General features: G+C 41.5%; 11 protein-coding genes and 1 pseudogene. 3 read left to right on the forward strand and 9 right to left on the reverse strand.

All coding sequences use genetic code 11. The annotated features are described in order from the left end of the window. Positions 1-59: 59 nt before the first annotated feature. The 8 genes from V7K49_RS21515 to V7K49_RS21550 form a co-directional block, all read right to left on the reverse strand. Positions 60-329: a type II toxin-antitoxin system RelE family toxin gene (locus tag V7K49_RS21515; RefSeq protein ID WP_335207353.1), complete on the reverse strand. Its 270-nt coding sequence runs from the start codon at positions 327-329 to the stop codon at positions 60-62. Then, positions 326-529 carry a hypothetical protein gene (locus tag V7K49_RS21520; RefSeq protein ID WP_335022082.1) on the reverse strand — a complete coding sequence of 68 codons (204 nt, stop codon included), beginning with the start codon at positions 527-529 and terminating at the stop codon, positions 326-328. The genes V7K49_RS21515 and V7K49_RS21520 overlap by 4 nt, the downstream gene beginning before the upstream one ends. A 164-nt stretch (positions 530-693) precedes the next feature. Beyond that, complete coding sequence (locus V7K49_RS21525; protein ID WP_335207355.1) at positions 694-4,146, reverse strand: AAA-like domain-containing protein; 3,453 nt, start codon at positions 4,144-4,146, stop codon at positions 694-696. A 102-nt stretch (positions 4,147-4,248) separates the two neighbouring features. Next, a complete protein-coding gene (locus tag V7K49_RS21530) occupies positions 4,249-4,875 on the reverse strand; it encodes a type I restriction endonuclease (protein WP_335207357.1) in 627 nt (208 codons plus the stop codon). A 239-nt stretch (positions 4,876-5,114) separates the two neighbouring features. After that, positions 5,115-6,755, reverse strand: a complete 1,641-nt coding sequence (locus V7K49_RS21535; RefSeq protein ID WP_335207359.1) for an AAA-like domain-containing protein — start codon at positions 6,753-6,755, stop codon at positions 5,115-5,117. A gap of 351 nt (positions 6,756-7,106) precedes the next feature. Further along, on the reverse strand, positions 7,107-7,256 hold the full coding sequence (locus V7K49_RS21540; protein WP_335207361.1) for a hypothetical protein: 150 nt from the start codon (positions 7,254-7,256) through the stop codon (positions 7,107-7,109). Positions 7,257-7,399: 143 nt separating this feature from the next. Further along, complete coding sequence (locus V7K49_RS21545; RefSeq protein ID WP_335207363.1) at positions 7,400-8,458, reverse strand: serine/threonine protein kinase; 1,059 nt, start codon at positions 8,456-8,458, stop codon at positions 7,400-7,402. Positions 8,459-8,658: 200 nt separating this feature from the next. Then, a complete protein-coding gene (locus V7K49_RS21550; RefSeq protein ID WP_335207365.1) occupies positions 8,659-9,552 on the reverse strand; it encodes an alpha/beta fold hydrolase in 894 nt (297 codons plus the stop codon). A 153-nt stretch (positions 9,553-9,705) separates the two neighbouring features. Between V7K49_RS21550 and V7K49_RS21555 the strand changes: the two genes are divergently transcribed. Beyond that, entirely contained in the window at positions 9,706-10,485 is a 780-nt protein-coding gene (locus V7K49_RS21555) for an MBL fold metallo-hydrolase (RefSeq protein ID WP_335207367.1), read from the forward strand. A gap of 138 nt (positions 10,486-10,623) precedes the next feature. Here the strand turns inward: V7K49_RS21555 and V7K49_RS21560 are convergent. Continuing rightward, a pseudogene (locus tag V7K49_RS21560) lies at positions 10,624-11,649 on the reverse strand (mechanosensitive ion channel family protein). Between the two features lie 111 nt (positions 11,650-11,760). On the opposite strand from V7K49_RS21560, the gene V7K49_RS21565 reads away from it, so the two are divergent. Next, positions 11,761-12,678, forward strand: a complete 918-nt coding sequence (locus V7K49_RS21565; protein WP_335207368.1) for a histone deacetylase family protein — start codon at positions 11,761-11,763, stop codon at positions 12,676-12,678. 121 nt (positions 12,679-12,799) lie between these two features. Beyond that, positions 12,800-17,299, forward strand: a complete 4,500-nt coding sequence (locus V7K49_RS21570; RefSeq protein WP_335207369.1) for a translation initiation factor IF-2 N-terminal domain-containing protein — start codon at positions 12,800-12,802, stop codon at positions 17,297-17,299. Positions 17,300-17,560 lie beyond the last annotated feature (261 nt).

The following is a 17,560-nucleotide window of genomic DNA, read 5'->3' on the forward strand; positions in this document are numbered from 1 at the left end:
ATGTCTAATACGGGCTATGCCTACGCATTTTTTCATGGGGGAGCGATCAGCATTGTTAACTATGGAAAGTAGCGGTAAATGTCTTTACGGTGGAGAACCCGAACAAAGGTGATTATATCTCCTGCAACTGTGAAGCCTATGCGGTAATCTCCAACCCTCAGACGATATGCGCTATCAGCATCTTTGAGTTTTTTCAGATTGCTGATTTCATCCAAAGTAGAATAGCTCTTAATTTCCTCAAAAACAAGAGATTTCACTGACTCAAACACCGGAGTACTTTTAAGCGCCTTGAGGTCTTTGATAAAAGTAGGCATATACTCACAGTTCATGGCTGTTCAAGTTCTGCAAGAGCCTCATTCATTTTCAAAGGTGTTTCGCTTGTCACTGCTTGCATGGCTCGATAAAGTCCCTCGTCTTCAATAGCTTCTAACAAGCGCTGATATTCCTCAAACTCTAAAACAACCTTAAGAACTTGACCTGTTTTGTCTGTAATTAACTCTTGAACAAAGGGATATTCTTCAGCTTTCATAAGTCATTGCACAGAGTCATTACCTTATACTATAGAGCGATCGCCTTTGACTCTACATTTAAGCTTAGTATTATGGCAAGCGATGTCTACGACGGGCGTAGCTGCCGCACCCATCACATACACCCCTGCTCCTCTGCCCCTTTGCCCCCCTGCTCACCCTCTCCCTACTGCTTTGGACACACCTTAGCCGCATTAGGATGGCTAATCAAATAAACCTTAAGCCGACTGCAACCCCGTACTAATAAATCATCAAGATTCAGATTCCACAATTTAATTGTCTTATCATTACTGGCGGAAGCTAAAGTTTTGCCATCCGGGCTGAAGACGACCCTAGTAACCAAATCCCTATGCCCCCTGAGAGTGGTAATTTCTTTGCCCGTCTCGATATTCCACAATTTGATCGTCTTGTCAGCACTGGCGGAAGCTAAAATTTTGCCATCCGGGCTGAAGACGACGCTGTAGACCGCATTGTTATGCCCTCTGAGAGTGGTAATTACTTTGCCCGTCTCCAGATTCCACAATTTGATCGTCTGGTCATAACTGGGGGAAGCTAAAGTTTTGCCATTCGGGCTGAAGATGATGTTAAAGACCGAATCGCTATGTCCAGTCAGAGTAGTAATTTCTTTGCCCGTGTCGAGATTCCACAATTTGATCGTCTTGTCACGACTGGCGGAAGCTAAAGTTTTGCCATTCGGGCTGAAGACGATGCTGTTGACTGAATCGCTATGTCCAGTCAGAGTGGTAATTTCTTTACCCGTGTCGAGATTCCACAATTTGATTGTCTTGTCAGCACTGGCGGAAGCTAAAGTTTTGCCATCCGGGGTGAAGACGACGCTGTTGACCGAATTGCTATGCCCTCTCAGAGTGGTAATTTCTTTAGCCGTGTCGAGATTCCACAATTTGATCGTCTTGTCAGCACTGGCGGAAGCTAAAGTTTTGCCATCCGGGCTGAAGACAACGTTGTAGACCCAATTGCTATGTCCAGTCAGAGTGGTAATTTCTTTGCCTGTGTCGAGATTCCATAATTTGATCGTCTTGTCACCACTGGCGGAAGCTAAAGTTTTGCCATCCGGGCTGAAGACGACGCTGAAGAGGCAATCAGTATATCCACGTAGAGTGGTAGTTTCTTTGCCTGTGTCGAGATTCCACAATTTGATCGTCTGGTCACCACTGGCGGAAGCTAAAGTTTTGCCATTCGGGCTGAAGACGACGCTTGTGACCGAATCGCTATGCCCTCTCAGAGTGGTAATTTCTTTGCCTGCGTCGAGATTCCACAATTTGATCGTCTTGTCACGACTGGCAGAAGCTAAAGTTTTGCCATCCGGGCTGAAGACGACGCTGTTGACCCAATTGCTATGCCCAGTCAGAGTGGTAATTTCTTGGCGCGTCTTGAGATTCCACAATTTGATTGTCTTGTCACCACTGGCGGAAGCTAAAGTTTTGCCATTCGGGCTGAAGACGACGCTGTTGACCGAATTGCTATGGCCCCTGAGAGTGGTAATTTCTTTGCCCGTGTCGAGATTCCACAATTTGATCGTCTTGTCACGACTGGCGGAAGCTAAAGTTTTGCCATCCGGGCTGAAGACGACGCTGAAGACCCAATCGCTATGCCCCCTGAGAGTGGTAATTTCTTGGCGCGTCTTGAGATTCCACAATTTGATTGTCTTATCATTACTGGTGGAAGCTAAAGTTTTGCCATCCGGGCTAAAGACGACGCTGTTGACCAAATCGCTATGCCCCCTGGGAGTGGCAATTTCTTTGCCCGTATCGAGATTCCACAATTTGATCGTCTTATCATTACTGGCGGAAGCTAAAGTTTTGCCATCCGGGCTGAAGACGACGCTATTGACCCAATTGCTATGCCGTTCCAGGCGATTTTGTTCACGAATATTAGTACTAGATAAAATTTTCTGTAAACTAAACAAAGGGTTGTATGCTGGATAGTCTGCTAAAGATTGTTTATCCTTGACCAAACTTTTTAATGTTCTTGCCGCCTCCATTGCTAATAGCAGAGCATTAAATTCGCTGGAAGTCTCAAACAGCTGCAACGCATTTGTTCCATCTTGTTCCAATCGCATAGCCGTTAAAGCAACTTTTCTGGCTGCTTCTGCCTTTTTTAGTTCCTCAATAGCTGTTCGTGCTTGTCCCAATTGATATTGAGCAAATATTAATGATGCAAGTGCCCCCAGCACAGTCAGTCCTAACACCAAAGAACCAATACGAATCCGTTGATTAGCTTTGTGGTTCGCCTGTGCTAAAAGCTGCTTTGCCTGTTCCTCTGCCTTTAGCCTTTTCTGCACATCGCGCTTTTCCAACTCCTGGCTAGCAGCTAAAAACTGATAATCCAAATCACTCAAACTTTTACCTACTGCCCATTCTTGAGCATCTTGCAAAGTCTTTCCTAGCAGCAAGCGCGATTCATCTTGACGTTCAGACTCAACCCAAGCGTTCAATGTATCGGAGTAGGGGCGCAACTTTGCTAAAATCTTGTCACACCATTCCTGCTTAAACACCTCCTTATATATACGGTTATAAATTCGTAGTTTCCCATCGCGCTTCACCACCAAACCCGTCAGCCGCAGTTCCGTTTCTTCAGGACTATCATCAGCTACTATCTTTCCCTGCTGCAAAATCTGCTGATACAACCCCAACAATCGCCCAGTCCGCTGTTCCCCACTCTGCAAAATTCTGTCTCGAATCGTCTTCAAATGCTCCGGCTCATCCTGCGTCTCCCAATTTTCAATAATTCCCCTCCTAACCAACCCTTCAATTTTGGATTTTAGGTCGCACCTTTGGTGCGCTTCCAGCGCAACTTGAATTTTGGATTCTCCTTTATCCGCCTCATCTTCCCTAAACTGCACCACCAACTTACAAACTTTCTGTGTCAAAAACGGCTGTCCCCCCGTCCAATCCAGCAACGCCTGCATCAACTCTTGGGTATTACCCACTGCCGCCAATCCCCGCGCTAATGGTTTCGCCTCCGCGAGTTTAAACCCAGTCAAATCAATTGCTTGCCCAATATTAAAAGGTGTGCGCCGTTTATCTTGAATCAAATCTGAAGGTGTAGATACGCCAATCAAAGCAAAGGTGAGGCGATTATATTCAGGATGGTCTGCTCGTCGGTTATAGCAATCTCGAATCACTGCAAAAAAGTCATCGAAGTTGAATGAAAGACTCAGAACGCTGTCAATTTCATCAATAAAAATAACAATCTTTTCAATAATTGTTTTTAGTAAAATTGTTTCAATAAACTTGCTCAAGCGCTGCACTGGAGAAAGCAACCCGTTATCAGTCCACCAAGTATCTAAATCAAAAGTTGGATAAATATTAAAACTTCCCACCAGAGTATCAATCACCCCGGCATACCACTGTTCTGGGGTAATATCTGCCGTCCCAATAGCTGTAATATCAACAACAGCACAAGCAAATCCCTCAGTTTGCAACTGCTGCATCACCTGCACCCGCAAGCTAGATTTCCCCATCTGCCGGGAATTGAGTACATAACAAAAATCCCCAGCCTTCAAGCCTTCATAGAGGTCATGGTCAGCTTGCCGTCTAACATAAGTTGGTGCATTTTGAGGAAGACTACCACCGACTTGATATTGGTACTGGGTCATAAAAATTAAAAATTAAAAATTAAAAATTATGAAATACAAGCTAGTTTGGTAGGGTGCGTTAGCCAAGGGCAGAACGTACCCTACAAGATTACGAATTACGAATTACGAATTACGAATTAAATCAGCTAGGTGTTTTAACACTTTTACAACAGTATGTAGGTCATCCCTACAATTAAGCGACAGTGTGTAAGATAATGCATATCTTGGTGTGCCCTGTTTCGTCAACTTAATAAATTGAAATTCCTGACCATTGGTTACAAAACCATATGTAGGTCTATCATTACCAGGATTAGCCAACATATAAGCTAATGCTTGAGGAATTGCTACCTCCAAAGAATATTCTGCTCGTTTCGCTTCAATTACAAGAACCCAAAATGGAGGATGAAACACCAAGATATCAATACGTCCTCTAACAATTGTGCCTTCGTCTTCAGAAGAAATTCTGACTTCTTCTTCCGACGCAATGTAAAAAGGCGGTTGATAAAAACCTGCTAGACGCAATAGTGGAGATAGCACCACCATTTTGACTACAGGTTCTAAAATTTGGTAGCGGGATAAATGCAAATATTCTGCCTTGACTTGGTTGAGAGATTCCTTTTCTAAGTCACTCAACTCAGGTAAATCATGCTGCCACTCTGAGAAAAACTGTTCGTTGTCTGCACGTTGTAGCCCAAATTCATCAATAAGTTGGGCTAAGGTTATATCTCTTTCCTGAATAAGTTGAACCATTGTTAATCCTTTTAGTTATAGCGATTCAAAAAATGTTTGCGATAGATTACCCCACCCTAACCCTCCCCTTGTCAAGGGGAGGGAACCGGATTTCTGATCTCCCCCCTTAACAAGGGGGGATTAAGGGGGGTGATACCTGGATAAGCGGAGGGTTTTGTGTATGTGTCACATTCTTTTTTCAAATTGGTATTAAATAGTAATTGCAGATGAAAATCCTATTGCACTCCTAATCTAGTTTTTTAATTTTTAATTCCCAAGCGATCGCAAAAATATTGACGATACAATTCACACAGTGGCACCACTTCATTGCCTTGAAACTTAACTAACCCCATACTGCGGAGTTTAAACGCTTGAGTTGTGCCGACATCTACGGGGCGATTTGCTGTCATCACTTGTTTAACCGCAGCTAGCAATTTTGCATCCTCTTGCAAATTCAGCCAATGGCGGCGTAAATGGTCACTGTAAGGCCCTTCCTCAATTGCAGCGATTTTTTGCAGATTTTCCAGCGTTATCCGACCACGGGCAATTTCATAAAGCGCTACCCGCACTAAATAAGGATGACCAGCCACTAGTCTCATTAATTCTTCAATTTGTGAGCTAGACCAATTGAGTCTGTGACGCTGTACCAAGTTTTGTACTTGTATTTGATTTAAGTCTGGCAACTCAATGGGTAAACCCACATTAAAAGGTGACTGATTTATATTGAGTGGGATATAAACTTCCTTAGAATGCACAATTACCAACCGGAGATTTTTCCAAACTATCTCATTCTTTGACCGCTCATGCCAAGCTCGTAGTAATCCAAAAAAATCAGCAGCAATTTTGGGATGCTTGAAGATTTCATCGACTTCATCCAAACCCAAAGCTATGGGCTTATTAATCGCGGGTAATAAATACCGTTGAAAGTAATTTGTAGATTTATTCTTGCTACCTAAAACGCCCTTCCAATACTCGTCTAATTTATCGGGTAGATTCAGTTCGTAAGTAATACTGGCGCAGAACCACTGCAAAAACTGATCTAAATTGCCGATAAATTCTGCATCGGCTGACTGGAAATTCACGGGTGCTGTCTGATAACCATGTTGACTAGCATCATGGAGAACCCGCGACATCAGCGAACTTTTGCCCATCTGCCGGGGAGCTTTGATGCGAATTAAGGCCCCTGGTTGAAGAATCGCTTCATAACAGTCTACCTCAATAGGCGATCGCTCCACATAGAAGGCAGAATTTAGAGATACCTGTCCTTCTGGATTTTCTAAGGAGACTGCTGGTTTTCTCTGATTATCTGGAATAGTTTCGTTTGCAGAAATAGCACCTTTGGGATTGTTCCGACTTTTCAGCACTGGGGTGGAAGACTCTGGAATACTTTCTAAATCAATAGCGCTACAGCCAAACTCGTAGGCATCCTCATACGACCTGTCAGCGCCTAGTGCATCATAAAAGCCTACCGCAAATTTAATCGCGGCGCGATCGCCAATTGCCCGATTCATCCCAACCACGCAGTTAATGTGTTGGTAAATTGCCTCGGCTTGCACCTCGCTATAGCAGGCATTTAATAAGATACACTCAACCTTGGCCTTAAATAACTTAAATAGCCTTGCCAGTGACTCTGTACTCACCAGCTGCATTTCCCCTATATTATTTTCCAAGGCTAAACCTTGATTTCCTCCACCATGTCCAGAAAAATGGATAATATGAGGATCGTGATCTAAAAGCGCCCGCCGCAAATCGTCAGGACGCACTGCCCATTTAGTAATAAGTTCAAACTTCTCTCGGCTGCGAGAACGTTGCAACCCTTCCTGAATTTCCCTTACTTCCTCGTCCAAGCGGAGTTTATCTGTTGTCGTGGGATTAGCTGACACAATCAGGATTTTTTTCACAGCGCTATCAACTATTGAATGCAAGCTTCTGACTTAGATGTAGTTTACTACAGCAGATAACTAGACAATTACTGATAGCGCATTACCGTTAATGAGTCTTTAATCCTCGTGAACGAGTCTTTTAGCTCCATTAACGAGTCTTTTAGCTCCGTGAACGAGTCTTTGATACTCGTGAACGAGTCTTTGATACTCGTGAACGAGTCTTTTAACTCCGTGAACGAGTCTTTGATACTCGTGAACGAGTCTTTTAGCTCCGTGAACGAGTCTTTGATACTCGTGAACGAGTCTTTTAGCTCCGTGAACGAGTCTTTAGGTGATTTCTGATGAAAAAAATCCCTATGTTGACGAGTTTCAACTTCTCTGCGAGATGCTACCCGTAGCTTGCTTAAGAGCAGGGGTACGCTCAACTCTCGACCACTCAGTTGGTTGAGCGACTTGTGCCGAGCGGAGCCGAGGTAAGTCGAAACCAACGGTTATGGTAATTTTATTCCTAGAATTCACCTTAATACTCATGAAAATGACAGCAATTTTCACAAGCGTGGAATACAGATAATTGTAGGGGCAGAATATATTGTGCCCCTACACGTGTAGTCTATTCAATTGAAAACTGCTGTAATCCCTAGCTGGATGCAACCTAACTGATCTTAATGTCCATTATTTTCTTGGCAACTTGCGTTTAAATAAAAACTTTGACATTCCCTAGCTTCCAGTAATTGCCTAACCGGCTCACCAGACTGACAACTCATCAAAGTTGCCTCCAGTGCAGCCAGTGTAACAACAGTGGCTAGTCCCAGCACTGTAGCTCGTTTTCTAGGTTTGATTATACTGACTAAAGTATCTATCACAGTGGCAGTACCAACAACTTCAATGGGCTTGAGTACTTTCAAAGCAACAGCCGCATTAACATAGCGACGTTTCCGATTTGGTTCCACCATTTTCATTAACCACGACCGAAAACGCGGACTGATTTGAGGAACTAATTTCTGGAAATTAAAGCGATAGTTCTCATCAATTAATTTTCCAATCTCAACAGAACAGGTATTAGTAAGTAAGCAAATTAGTGTTGCTCCTAAACTATATAAATCTGATGCCTTAGTCAGGGAATGACCAAACTGTTCCTCTGGTGGAATAAAACCTGGGGTTCCTGCTACAAAGCTACTAAGAGCTATTTTTGTACCCTGTATCCTAGCTAAACCAAAATCAACCAGGTAAGCATTTAGTTGTTCATCAACCAAAATATTCTCTGGCTTAATATCCCGATGGATAATTGATGGAACTTGCTTTTGCAAATAAACCAAAATTTCTAATATAGACAGAGCAATTTGCTTAATTTCTTCAGGATGAAAGCTACGTCTTAATCCCAAGGATGGGGCATTTTTGTATTCCTGCACCAGATAAAAAACCCCTGGCATTTCAAAGCAATCTACATAGTGAGGGATGCGGGAATGATTCAGTTGTTGCAAGATTTCAATTTCGCGCTCATAGGCTTTCACTCCTGACAAATCAGCACCTGCACGAGCAAAACAAAACTCTTTAATCACCACCTGTTGATTAGAGTTGAGGACATTAGCTAGATAAGTAATGCGTCCCCCTTCTCTATTGCGTCCTAGTTCGGTGATAACTTGATAGCCAAGTTCGGAAAAATCTGGATGGTGATTTAAGGGAATTATCCCTTTATATCCATTGTGCATATCAAGCTCCATTCCACTTCACATGAGTTTGATTTTGTCAAGGTGCAATAAAAAATAAGAGGGACTCACCCAGATTGTTAGCCGTATTCTTGCACGCACCAAGATACATAGGCACAAAGTTATTCTTAGTGACGGACACTTGGCTCAATGTCACACACAAGTGTCCTCAATCGTCAGTCTACTTTCGTCTTTGCGTCTTGGGGCGAAATATATCACCTTTGCGCTAACCAATCGATAATCTGGGCATTAACAACATCTGGAACTTCATCGTGGGGACAATGACCGGCATTGGGAATGGGAACAATTTTGATTTCTTTGCCATTCTCCCGCGCCTTTTCGTAAATCTTTGCCCCGGTAATTGGTGTCCAAGGATCATCAGCACCCCAAATCACTAATAAAGGACATTCGACTTTGGGCAAAAGTTCCTCTGGACTTGGGCCAGGAGGGGCTGTGAGAATGGAGGCGAAGACTTGTTGCGCTCCTGGGTCGCAAGAGGGAGTATAAAGTAAATCGACTAATTCATCGGTGACAGCTTCACGGTTTCGATAAACTTGGTAGAGGGTGCGGCGAATTTGGGCTTTTTGACGGATGCGATTATAGACAAATTTACCTGTAATTGGCGATCGCACAAACCGATTAAAAGCTCCCATCACCATCTGTAGTGGCGGGTTCAATTCGTGGGGACGATGACTCAACCCACCCGCAGAGTTAATTAAAATACCACCAGCAGCAATTTCTGGATGTTCTACCAGTACAATCAAGCTCAAAAGTGCGCCGATAGAGTTGCCAATAAATACAGCAGGTTCGTGTATATGTGCTGTGCAGAAATCTTTCAGCAGTTCCACCCAAACTTCCACAGTGTAATCAATGGGCGCTTTATCGGAACCACCAAAACCCAAAAGATCCAAAGCAAACACCTGGTAGCCAGCATTCGCTAAAACTGGGATATTTTTGCGCCAGTGTCCAATGGAAGCACCAAAGCCGTGAACCAGTACCAAAGGGCGTCCTGTACCCATGACAGTGTACTGAATTTTGTAGCCCTGCCAAGTCCAAATGAGTTTTTCAAAGGCGTCTTGGCTTGCAAACTGCTGTGTAGTTACAGTCATTAATAAGATTCATAAAGTATTTCTTTAATATTAATGTTCCCTGACCTCAAAGAAGACTGAATAAAATGTTATTTTTGAACCCGTCGCCAAAGCGGCGTTCGTCCTCCCCGTGACCAGTTGATAATGAAGATAGGCGTTATCTTCACAAATTTTATGTTCTTAACTTGGTTAGACAGCAACTCTTGGCTGCTAGAAATCGGCGGGAAACGGATACTGATTGACCCTTGGCTGGTTGGTTCCTTAATTTTTAGCAATTTGGATTGGCTATTTAAAGGTTCGCGATCGCAAGAGCGCCCGATACCAGATAATATTGATCTGATCCTGCTATCTCAGGGTTTAGAAGACCATACTCACCCACCAACGCTTAAGCAGCTGGATCACAGCATCAAGGTTGTAGCTTCTCCCAATGCAGCCAAGGTAGTACAGCAGTTAGGTTACACCCAGGTAACAGTATTGGCTCATGGTGAAACTTTCACTTTAAATAATCAAGTTGAAATCAAAGCTTTCCCCGGCTCTCCAATTGGCCCGACTCTGGTGGAAAATAGTTATCTCCTCAAAGAATTGGAGAGTGGTTTAACTGTATACTACGAGCCTCACGGGTATCATTCACCGCAACTTAAGCAGGCTGCACCGATCGATGTAGTGATTACACCGTTTGTAGACATGACGTTGCCTTTGCTTGGGCCGATTATTAAAGGACAAAATAGTGCTTTAGAAGTAGTAAAGTCTTTACAGCCTCAAGTAATATTATCTACAGCGGCTGGAGGAGATGTGGCGTTTGCGGGATTGCTGATGAAATTCATTCAGACTAAAGGAAGTGCTGAGGAATTTCGTTCGTTAGTAAAGAAAAACAATCTTTCGACGCAGGTGCTTGAGCCGAAACCAGGCGATCGCTTTCAACTAGCATTAGAAAAGCGAGCATTAGCAATCTAAGTTGCAGCTAGCCCTAGCGATTAGAAATCACGGCTATACAAACGTAGTCCACCTACGCAGACTAACGGAAAATTAAAGGTTTGCTAACCTGCAAAGGCAGGTAAAGTCTCGTCTAGCTGAGACTTCTAGTCGGCAGGGCTAATTCCGTTCTCTAGCTGAATTATCTTGCATATACACTTTTCTAATCGGAAAAGGAATTTGAATTCCTGCTTGCTGATAGCGTTTGTGTAATTTTTTGACAAATAGATGTTTACCAATCCGCTGATCAAAGTATTCACTTACCCGCATATAAAGCGTAAAATCTATACTAAAATCATTAAAAGTATGAAATCTAATATATGGTTCACTTTCTTTTAATTCCGGTGCAATTTCTTGCATGACTTCTTTGGCAACTTCTACAGTCACTTTTTCAACTTCTTCCAAATCGCTATCATAACTGACACCCACATCCATTGTTAAAGTAATTTCCTTTGCAGGTAAATGATAGTTAGTAAAAATTGCAGTAGACAACTTAGAATTAGGAACAATGACTACATTATTTGACATTTCTTTAATTGTCGTATTCCGCCAAGAAATATCTATGACATATCCCTCATGCCCAGCATCTAATTTTACATAGTCTCCGGTTCTTACTTGCTTAGAAATAATTAAGTAAAACCCAGAAAATAAATTTGCAAGTGTGTCTTGAAGTGCCAAACCAACTGCTATACCACCAACACCTAAAGTCGTGATTATTGGTGTGATTTGAACACCCACTGTTTGCAATATAATTAATGTTCCCAAAACGAAAACAGTAGCCTTAGCAAGATTAGAAATTAGTGATGTGGGAACCCCTTCTGCTCTGCGAATAAATAAATTAACAAAACCGGCAGTCAATCTGGCTAAGACTAGGGTTACTGAAAACAGCAATGCGATCGTCAGAATTTTTTGCAGGACGATGGCAATTTCTGGCTTGAGGGAAGAACTGAGAATTGCCCAAAAAAAACCGGCGATGACAAACCAAATAAAAGTCATGCGGTGCAGAGAGCGAAATATAATTTTACTCCCAACAATTCGTTTATTAGTAACGAATATTTATAGTTTTTTAAAGATAACTTTTTCACCAATTATTCCAGCCACAAAGCCAGCTAGAATAAACCATATCGGCGTAATCCATTCCATCATATAAATTTTAAATTTGGAGTTTTACATTTAGGAGAACAGCATTGTTGCTGCGATTATGGCTAAATTTTACCTTGTTAGTTGTCGGATTACCTGCTTGAGATTTTCTGGATTATGGACTTGCCAATTATTTACCACCCAGATTACATTGCTCCCCTACCTGAAGGACATCGCTTCCCGATGTCTAAGTTCCGACAACTCTACGAATTACTGTTAGCTGATGGTGTAGCTAATCAAGAACAATTTCACACCCCTGAACGTCCGCCGCTAGAGTTGATAGAGTTAATCCACACTCCAAGCTACGTTCAAGCTTACTGTGAGGGAACCCTAGATGCCAAAGCACAGCGTCGCATTGGTTTGCCTTGGAGTCCAGCACTGGCGAATCGTACCTGTGTAGCGGTAGGTGGTACGATACTCACTGCTAAACTGGCACTAAGTCAGGGTTTAGCTTGTAATACGGCTGGTGGCACTCATCATGCCTTTCCCAGTTATGGATCTGGTTTTTGTATTTTCAACGATTTAGCGATCGCCTGCCGCGTTTTACAAAAACTCGGACTTGTCCACAAAATCCTAATTGTAGATTTGGATGTCCATCAAGGAGACGGCACAGCTTTTATCTTCAAAGACGACGACAGCGTTTTTACTTTCTCCATGCACTGCGAAGTCAATTTCCCCGGTACTAAACAAAACAGCGATTTGGATGTTCCTTTGCCGGTGGGAATGGAAGATGACGCTTATTTACAAACCTTAGCGAATTATATAGCAGATTTATTGTCTAAAGTCAAGCCAGATTTAGTATTTTATGATGCAGGTGTAGATCCTCATATAGGCGATCGTTTGGGAAAATTAGCTTTAACCGATGCTGGCATTTTTCGCCGAGAAATGCAGGTTTTAAGTACCTGTATGAGTAGCGGTTATCCTGTCGCCTGTGTCATTGGCGGCGGTTATGCTGATGATATGAAATCTTTAGTCTGGCGGCATTCCCTGCTGCATCGGGCTGCTAGTGAAGTTTATCAGCAGTACAAACTTTGATGCAACATTACTTATTGCAAAAATCCTAATTTATTATTTGGAACGACAGATGAATTATCTGTGTTCATCTGTGGTTTTATTTTCCTAAATAGAAAAACTTTGTCGGCAAAGGCAGTACTGGATGAACAACGGCAAACTCAGAATCTATGAACTAGCAAAAGAATTGAATTTGGATAGCAAGAAGCTATTAGCAATTTGTGAAAAGCTCAAAATTGTAGTCAAAAGCCATACCAGTACCATCTCAGAATCCGAGACAGAACGTATTCGGGTTGCGGTAAATAAACTAACAGCAAAATCCTCGAAAATCAAAACAAATTCTGAAGATTGGGGCTATATATTCATAGCTTCAGCAATTGATAGTTTCATCCGCCATCTTGAAGGTGAAGCTGCCCTAAAATCATATCCCGAATTTAGGGAGCGGCGCGATCGCGCCAATGAGTTAATGTTGGAATGTGTCGGTAAAAAGCCTTGTCTGTTTTATGTACGTCGCAAGGGCGCAGCGAAAGAGCCAAGAGAAGAAATTTGGGATTTGACAATAGCAACAGACTCCGATGATTTTCAATTACCTGCAAGACTTGAGAAGCTCAGAAAAACTTTAGGATTCAGAGCGGCTGTACAAAAAGATGGACACGGCGGTTTAAAGATACTGTCGGCTCAATTGTTACAACCCTCACGGGGACACGCCGATAGCTATGCTGTACCTTGTCGCTTGCGTTTACTGGCTAATCATCAGCATCATCTCGACATTCCGCCAGCGACATTGAAACGCATAGCAGCTACGCCGGTTTGTGGGGAAAATGTACCTACAGAAGATCAGCTTAAAACTTGGAAAGCATTTTTGCAGATTGAGGAAAAAATCGCTAAAGCCCGTCAATTTTGCGTGCGTTACGTAGGTCATAACTATAACTTCAAAAGGCGGATTAGTTTTGAAATTGATGTAGCTTCAGCCACCCTTGACGGCTTTTATCAAAATTCCCTCGAAATAGAAAATTTTTGGGAACGAGCAAGACGCACAAAAAACGAAGATTTGAAGCTTTTTGAAACTGCTCCCATCGGAAAAAATTGGATTAGCGGTCGTCAATTAGGAACTGTTGAGGAGGTTGATCCCAACCGTTGTATTATCAGCCTCAGATTAGAACGCGACTTAGCTGAATATATGGCAGCAGAGCGTTATAAATTGCCAGCTACTGGATTTTTATGTTTCGAGGCAGTTGGTGATATTCAGCAGATTCAGCGCAAGAAAAAAGCTTTGGATGATTTGAATAATGGTTACACCCAAAATCCCTATTTAGGCAACTTTTTATTCGATGCATCTCAAGCTAGACAAATCAAAACAACTATCGAACTTCAACCACAAGATTTGTTATTATCTTCTGCTAATCCTGGTCAGAAAGCAGCAGTAGAAAAGGTACTAGCCGCTAAGGATCTTGTTCTCATCCAAGGGCCACCAGGTACTGGTAAAACTACCGTAATTGCCGAGATTTGCTATCAAATTGCCCTTCGCGGTGGACGTACCTTAATCGCTTCTCAAGCCAATTTAGCAGTAGATAACGCCCTGAGTAGATTAGTTCACAACCCAGTGATTCGGGCTGTACGCAAGGGGAGAGCCGAAAAAGTTGGGGAGGAAGGACAGCCATTTTTAGAAGACCAAGTGATTGGCAGATGGCTAGAAAATACTGCAAATGACTGCGAAAACAATCTTACTCAACGGCTTGAAAATATCCAAACTTTCAGTCAATTACTAGCATCATCACAAAGATTCACAGCCTACTTCCAAGCCGAAGAAGAATTCAATCAGCAACAAACTAAATTCGATAAAAATAAGTTAAAATTAGAGGAAAACTTTAAAACTAAAGAAAAATCTTACAGCGAAACTGTAGAACAATATAACGGGGTTGAATCCCTAATTTCAAGACTGGAAAATATCCTAAATATTGCACCAAATATCAACTGGGAAGCTCCAGAAGTTACAGATTTTTTACCACTTCTTAAGCCTTACACAGAAGGTAACAGTTTAGTAGAAGAATTTTTAGCAAATGTTCGTAAAGCCATAAAATATACTGATGAACTTGGCTTGGTGCGTCCGGCGATTGGTGCTTTTGGTTTAGCAGTTTGGTTGCGTGAAACTGTAGCAAGAGAAATTTCTGAATTTAAAACTGCTTTTACTTATGCTCAAGATGCAACTAAAGCCATGTCAGAAGTTGCAGCATCGGTGCAGATTGTCAAACAAAATTTCGCCTCGTTAAATCAGCTACAACCAGATTATCAGCAATATCTTACCAAACTGCAAAACATCCAGCAAACAATCCAGATATGGGAAAACCGCAAACGGGAAATAGATTATATTATCTCAGCAGTTAAAGAATGGAAATCTACAGCACCTTCTCATCTGTATCAAACTTTGAAAGATTGTCATCAATCAGGTTTACCACTAACAGAGAATTTAGTAGACTTGCCGCTAGGTTTGTTGATGTTTGCTAATACATTAAAATTACCAATAGTACCAAAAATTTACAATATTAACCTACCAGACTGGGAGGTATTGGCAAAAGCGATCGCTTATGAGATAGACGGAGGTTTCACTGACAGACGGGGTAAACAGCATAATTTTAGCTATTTTTTACAACAAAATTTTAGTCAAATTCCAATGGTGCTATCAAAGAGCGATACCTACGGCGGGCTTTGCCTACGCACTCAATGGCAAGAAACCTATCAACAGTTTAGTAATTATCAACTACTCAACCCCAAACAGCGAAAATTGCTGGTTGAGAATACCCAGGCTTTCTTAATTAGAATGCAAAAAACCTATGGTGCATCATGGGAATGGAATAATATTAACTCTACTCTCACCAGAATTACACAAGAATTACTAGATACTATTCTTATAAATGCACGTCAATGCGTTTTAAAAGTAAAAACGGAAACAGAACAACAACTTCAACATCTGCAACGACAATTAGCTGAACTTCAGAAAAATGAGATCAGCCAACAGCAAATATCTGTTACTCAAGCTGAGGTAGAAAAAGCGCAGCAAGATGCTAATTTGCAACTTGGACAAGTTATTAATATTTTGCAAGAACTTAATCAACAAAATATACCTGATCAATTACGCATTATAACTGAAAAATATCTTGCAACACAATCAAATATTTGGGAGCAACCGCAAGAATTCTCAAATCAAGTGAATTCTTGGGTAACTTGTATTAGTCAGCTTGAAATTTTAATTTCATCATTAGAACCCTTTGCTGTGCTGGAGATAATTAAAATTTCTCTACATGAGCATTTATCAAAGCTACAAGAAGAAACTGAAACTTCTCTACAGCAGCTTCAAAAATTACAAATTAGCCTCCGCGAAATAGAACAGAGATTACAACCACAGCCATCAGATAATTTAAGAGGAGAAAGAAAGTGGTGGTTGACAGAATGGCAAAGAATACCGGATAAATTTAAGCCAGAAAATTCTGCTGTTGACCTGTTTAATATAGAGTTATTACGCAGCATTAATATAAAATTTGAATCTTGGCAACAGCAACTTCAAAAAGACGAAATTTATCTCAATCAATATCAGAATTTTGTTCAAGATTGGATAGGAAAACTTAGACAGCCAACTGAAGGCGACCGCGACGATTTAAGGCGTATATATTTAGATAATGCCAACGTTGTTGGTATTACTTGTGTTCAAGCTGCAAATAGAGGTTTTTCTGAAGAATTCAAATCTTTTGATGTTGTCATCATTGATGAAGTTAGTAAGTGTACTCCACCTGAGTTACTAATCCCAGCTTTGAAAGGTAAAAAGTTAGTCATGGTAGGTGATCATCGGCAATTACCACCCATGCTTGATACTAGCACTTTAGAAGAAGTTGCTCAGACAATTGGCAATACACGAGAAGAACTACAATTCTTAGAAGAATCACTGTTTAAAAGTCAGTTTGAATCTGCTGATGAAAGCATCAAGCAAATGCTAACTACACAGTATAGAATGCACCCATTTATTATGGGAGCAATCAATCAGTTTTATGATGGTAAACTAAAATCTGGTATTTTGGAGCCAGATACTAAACGCGCACATCATTTAGCAGGCGAAATTATCCAAGAATCTCAGCATCTTATCTGGGTAAAAACGCCTATAGAGAATCAGTTTTTAGAGCAACGAAATGGAACTTCTTACTTTAATACTCAAGAAATTGATGCGATTGAACGTCTGTGTCAGCAGTTTGAGAGTACTTGGGCTTCTAAAGTTGCTAATGGGGAACCGAAAAAAGAAATTGCTGTAATTACGTTTTATGGCGCTCAATTAAGAAAAATTGATGAACGTCTGCAATCTGAACTTTTCCCTTCTCTAGAAATTCGTACTGGTACAGTAGACAGATTTCAAGGTATGGAACGACCTGTTGTAATTGTGAGTATGGTTCGCAATAATAATAAAGGAGATGTGGGATTTGCTAAGAAGCCAGAACGGGTAAATGTTGCTTTTTCTCGCGCTCAAGAACTGCTGATAATTGTGGGTTGTCATAATTTATTTATCCATCAATCAGGTAAAGTCGGAAGTATGTATTCGGAAGTTTCAAATATTGTAAGTCTTCATGGAGGTTTTGTAGATGTTTCTCGCCTCTTCTGCTAAACCTATTGATGACAACCTCAAAAATTTGGTAGACGAAAGTGAGGCGATATACTGGGCAAATTAACCCGTGTAGGTAGAGGTTAGCCGCTTGCGTCATCGGTGGCAGTTATGCTGATGAGATGAAGTCCCTCGTCTGGCGTCACTTCTTTTTAAGATTAAAGCGATAAATAATTGAGTTCTTTCCTCTTGCCCTTACCCGCAATGCCATTCCCCCTTTCCCTTTCAACCGAAAAATATTCAGATACCAGACATTTCTGGAAA

It is taken from the genome of Nostoc sp. (genome assembly GCF_036919675.1).
Classification (GTDB): Bacteria; Cyanobacteriota; Cyanobacteriia; order Cyanobacteriales; family Nostocaceae; genus Nostoc.